The sequence below is a fragment of the Bradyrhizobium sp. genome, from assembly GCF_036735945.1.
In the GTDB taxonomy this organism is placed as follows: domain Bacteria; phylum Pseudomonadota; class Alphaproteobacteria; order Rhizobiales; family Xanthobacteraceae; genus Bradyrhizobium.
The window spans coordinates 1-4,187 of the sequence record NZ_DAINNI010000222.1 but is presented as its reverse complement, the minus strand read 5'-3'; the positions used below and the strand labels follow the sequence as shown (position 1 = coordinate 4,187).

5 protein-coding genes are annotated in these 4,187 nt (G+C 62.8%); 4 read left to right on the top strand and 1 reads right to left on the bottom strand.

Translation table 11 applies throughout. From position 1 onward, the window contains the following. A partial coding sequence (locus tag V7E26_RS29480; RefSeq protein ID WP_324422907.1) for an AMP-binding protein occupies positions 1–1,142 on the bottom strand: 1,142 nt, incomplete at its 3' end. 90 nt (positions 1,143–1,232) lie between these two features. On the opposite strand from V7E26_RS29480, the gene V7E26_RS29475 reads away from it, so the two are divergent. From V7E26_RS29475 to V7E26_RS29460, 4 genes are all read left to right on the top strand, one after another. Then, positions 1,233–1,994, top strand: coding sequence for an SDR family oxidoreductase (locus tag V7E26_RS29475; protein WP_324422906.1), 762 nt, complete (start codon positions 1,233–1,235; stop codon positions 1,992–1,994). A 265-nt stretch (positions 1,995–2,259) separates the two neighbouring features. Next, on the top strand, positions 2,260–2,814 hold the full coding sequence (locus tag V7E26_RS29470; RefSeq protein WP_324422905.1) for a fasciclin domain-containing protein: 555 nt from the start codon (positions 2,260–2,262) through the stop codon (positions 2,812–2,814). Between the two features lie 182 nt (positions 2,815–2,996). Then, on the top strand, positions 2,997–3,626 hold the full coding sequence (locus V7E26_RS29465) for a cytochrome b/b6 domain-containing protein (protein ID WP_324422904.1): 630 nt from the start codon (positions 2,997–2,999) through the stop codon (positions 3,624–3,626). Between the two features lie 70 nt (positions 3,627–3,696). Then, positions 3,697–4,187: molybdopterin-dependent oxidoreductase (locus V7E26_RS29460; protein ID WP_324422903.1), on the top strand; the 491-nt coding region annotated here is incomplete at its 3' end.

The window sequence follows — 4,187 nt, the reverse complement described above, 5'->3', positions numbered from 1 at the left end:
AAGCCGTCGTCGCGGAATTCGGCCTTGGTCTTCTCCGGCATCCGCCAATAGCCCTTGAACACGTTCGGGCCCTTCACCTCGATCATGCCGATCTCGTCGCGCGCGATCTCCTGGCCGGTCTCGGGATCGGTGACGCGCACGGAGACGCCGGGCAGGGGATGGCCGACCGCGCCGGGCACGCGCTCGCCGTCATAGGGGTTCGACGTGTTCATGTTGGTTTCGGTCATGCCGTAGCGTTCCAGCACGGCGTGGCCGGTGCGCGCGGACCATTCGCGGTGGGTATCGGCGAGCAGCGGGGCGGAGCCGGAAATGAACAGCCGCATATGGCCAGTCGATTCCTTCGACAGCGCCGGGCTCTGCAGCAGCCGCGTGTAGAAGGTCGGCACGCCCATCAACACTGTTGCGCGCGCCATCAGCTTGATGATCATTTCCGGATCGAACTTCGGCAGGAAGATCATCGACGCGCGCGCGAACAGCGTGACGTTGCTCGCCACGAACAGGCCATGGGTGTGATAGATCGGCAGCGCGTGGATCAGCACGTCCTTGTCGGTGAAGCGCCAGTAATCGACCAGGCTGTAGGAGTTCGACGCGAGATTATCGTGCGTCAGCATCGCTCCCTTGGAACGGCCGGTGGTGCCCGACGTGTAGAGGATCGCTGCGAGGTCGTCATCGGCGCGCGAGACGGTCGCGAATGTGCTATCTGCCTTGGCGGCGGCGTCCGTCAGCGATCCCTTGCCGTCGGCGCCGAGCGTCTCGACCTTGGCCTTCACCTTGGCGGCGATCGCGCCGATGCCCTCCGCCTTGGAGGGGTCGCAGACCACGAGCGCCGGCTCGGCATCGGAGATGAAGTAGTCGAGTTCGTTGAGCGTATAGGCGGTGTTGAGCGGCAGATAGACGCCGCCGGCGCGTACGGTCGCGAGATAGAGCACCAGCGCCGGCACGGATTTTTCGGTCTGCGCCGCGACACGGTCGCCGGGCTTGACGCCGCGCGATACCAGCACGTTCGCCATCTGGCCGGCGCGGGCGATCAGGTCGCCATAGCTGATGCGCGTGCCGTCGAGCATTTCGATTGCGAGCCGGTTCGGATCGTCGAGCGTATCGAACAGGCGGGAAAACAGGTTGGCGTTGGCGGTCGTGTTCATGCAACATTCCCTGAGAGGGCGCTGGCCAGCGGAATTTTCGTTGGCTGGAATAGCAAGAACGCCCTTCAAAAAGCAACGGAGACAGTTTGCATGACAAATAGCGGGAAACGCGTGGCCTGGGTAACCGGCGGCGGCACCGGAATTGGCGCATCAGGGGCGGAATTCCTGGCGGCGGACGGCTGGACCGTGGTGGTCTCGGGGCGGCGGAAAGACGCCCTCGACAAGGTGGTGGCCGATATCACCAAAAAGGGCGGCAAGGCCGAGGCGATCGCGCTCGACGTCAGCAACAAGGACGACGTCAACAAGGCCGCCGGGCAGATTCTGGCCAAACACGGCCGGATCGACCTGCTGGTCAACAGCGCCGGTCTCAACGTGCCCAAGCGAAGCTGGGCCGACATGGAACTGGAAGGCTGGGACAAGGTCGTCGATGTCAACCTGAACGGCGTGCTCTACTGCATGCGCGCGGTGCTGCCGGCGATGCGCAAGCAGCAGGACGGCTGCATCATCAACGTGGCGTCCTGGGCCGGACGCCACGTCTCGAAGATGCCGGGCCCGGCCTACACCACGACCAAGCATGCGGTGCTGGCGCTGACCCATTCCTTCAACATGGACGAATGCGCCAACGGCCTGCGTGCCTGCTGCCTGTCGCCCGGCGAGGTCGCGACCCCGATCCTCAAGCTGCGTCCCGTGGTGCCGTCGGAAGCGGAGCAGGCAAAGATGCTGCAGCCGGAAGATTGCGGCCGCACCATCGCTTTCGTCGCCAGCCTGCCGCCGCGCGTCTGCGTCAACGAGATCCTGATCAGCCCGACGCATAATCGCGGCTTTCTGCAGACGCCGGCGAACAGGGATTGAATTCCCGTAGCCCGGGTGGAGCGAAAGCGTAACCCGGGATTTTTCTCCGCCGAGAAGAGTCCCGGATTGCGCTGCGCTCCATCCGGGCTACCATCATCACCGCACGATCCGCCCCCGCAAAAGTTTCAACCATCACGATAAATTATTCATCGAAACCGGCCCGAAAACCTCCCGTAGCTCGGGCCAACGACGACGCAATCAGCGCCGTTGTTTTCACCCCCGGCGGATAACCCGCCGGCCATCGCAATCCTCGGGAGAAGATTCCATGTCCAAACGTATTGCACTTCTGTCGGCCGCCATGTTCAGCGCGCTCGCTCTCACCGCCACCATCACCGCGCCCGCGAGCGCGGAAGAGAAGACCGTGATGGTCGGCGGCGCCGCCATGTTCCCCTCCAAGAACATCATCCAGAACGCCGTCAACTCGAAGGACCACACCACGCTGGTTGCCGCGGTGAAGGCCGCCGGCCTGGTCGAGACGCTGGAAGGCAAGGGCCCGTTCACGGTGTTCGCGCCGACCAACACCGCCTTCGGCAAGCTGCCGGCCGGCACGGTCGAGACGCTGGTGAAGCCTGAGAACAAGGCGACCCTGACCAAGATCCTCACCTACCATGTCGTGCCCGGCAAGCTCACCGCGGCCGACCTGAAGGACGGCATGAAGCTCAAGACCGCCGAGGGCGAGCAACTCTCGGTCAAGCATCAGGACGGCAAGGTCTGGATCGTCGATGCCAAGGGTGGAACCTCGATGGTCACGATCTCGAACGTCAATCAGTCCAACGGCGTGATCCACGTGGTCGACACCGTGCTGCTGCCGGCGTCCTGATCTCCCGCGCGCCCCTGATCTGGTCCCAACAGGGGTGTGTGGATGGGCGAGCCGGGGCGACCCGGCTCGCTCTTTTGTGAAAACGATACCCGCCAAGCATCGATCTGATAGCGTCTTGGCAGTAACGAAATGCCGGTTCCCGGCGTATACATGACATCGAATTTCAAGCAGGGGATGAGCCCATGTCGGCCGTCACAGTCAGCGACGAGCAAGCGACCTCAACCAAGGCCAAGGTCATCCAGCCGGCCTGGGTGAGGGCGCTGCACTGGACCAATGCCTTCGCGATGGTCCTGATGATCATGTCGGGATGGCAGATCTATAACGCCTCCCCGCTGTTCGGTTTCAGCTTTTCCTCGAGCATCACGCTCGGCGGCTGGCTCGGCGGTGCCTTGCTTTGGCATTTTGCCGCGATGTGGCTGTTGATGGTCAACGGCCTGATCTATCTGGCGATGGGCCTTGTCACCGGCCGCTTCCGCAAGAAGCTGCTGCCGATCACGCCGGAGGGCGTGATCTCGGATACCAAGGCGGCGTTCACCGGCAGGCTGTCGCACGAGGATCTCAGCAAGTACAACCAGGTGCAGAAGCTGCTGTACGCCGGCGTCATCGTCGTCGGCATCCTCATCGTGCTGTCGGGTCTCGCGATCTGGAAGCCGGTACAGTTTCAATACCTGACGGCGCTGTTCGGCGGCTATGACGCCGCCCGTTACGTCCATTTCTTCTGCATGGCTGGTATCGTCGCCTTCATGGTGATCCACGTCGTGCTCGCGCTGCTGGTGCCGAAGAGCCTGCGCGCGATGATCATTGGACGGTAGCGCATGTTCCGGAAAAGTGGGTACCGGTTTTCCGACAAGATCATGCGCAAGGAATAGAGGAGTAATAAACATGGGCCGCATGCGCAAACTCCTGATCCCCGGCGTCGACAAGACGCTTCTGGTTCGTGACGCCGTCAAGACCATGCCGGACCTGACGCGCCGGCGCTTCATCACGGGCGGCGCGAGCCTCGGCGCGCTGACGCTCTTGACCGGTTGTGACGTCAAGGACAGTTTCTCGGCCGAGGAGATGCTGAAGCAGGTCTCCAAGTTCAATGACGGCGTACAGTCATTGATCTTCAATCCCAACGCGATGGCGCCGACCTTTCCGGAAAGCGCTGTTACAAAGCCGTTCCCGTTCAACGCCTATTACGACCTCGACGACGCGCCAACGATCGACGGCAAGGCCTGGAAGCTGGAAGTGCGCGGCCTCGTCGAGAACAAGAAGTCCTGGACGCTGGACGAACTCCACCAATTGCCGCAGGTCAAGCAGATCACGCGCCACATCTGCGTCGAGGGCTGGAGCGCGATCGGAAGCTGGACCGGCACGCCGCTGCGCGATTT

Excerpts from the sequence above, each read along its gene's own strand:
- V7E26_RS29475 (WP_324422906.1), top strand. The coding sequence starts at position 1,233 with ATGACAAATAGCGGGAAACGCGTGGCCTGGGTAACCGGCGGCGGCACC.
- V7E26_RS29470 (WP_324422905.1), top strand. The coding sequence starts at position 2,260 with ATGTCCAAACGTATTGCACTTCTGTCGGCCGCCATGTTCAGCGCGCTC.
- V7E26_RS29465 (WP_324422904.1), top strand. The coding sequence starts at position 2,997 with ATGTCGGCCGTCACAGTCAGCGACGAGCAAGCGACCTCAACCAAGGCC.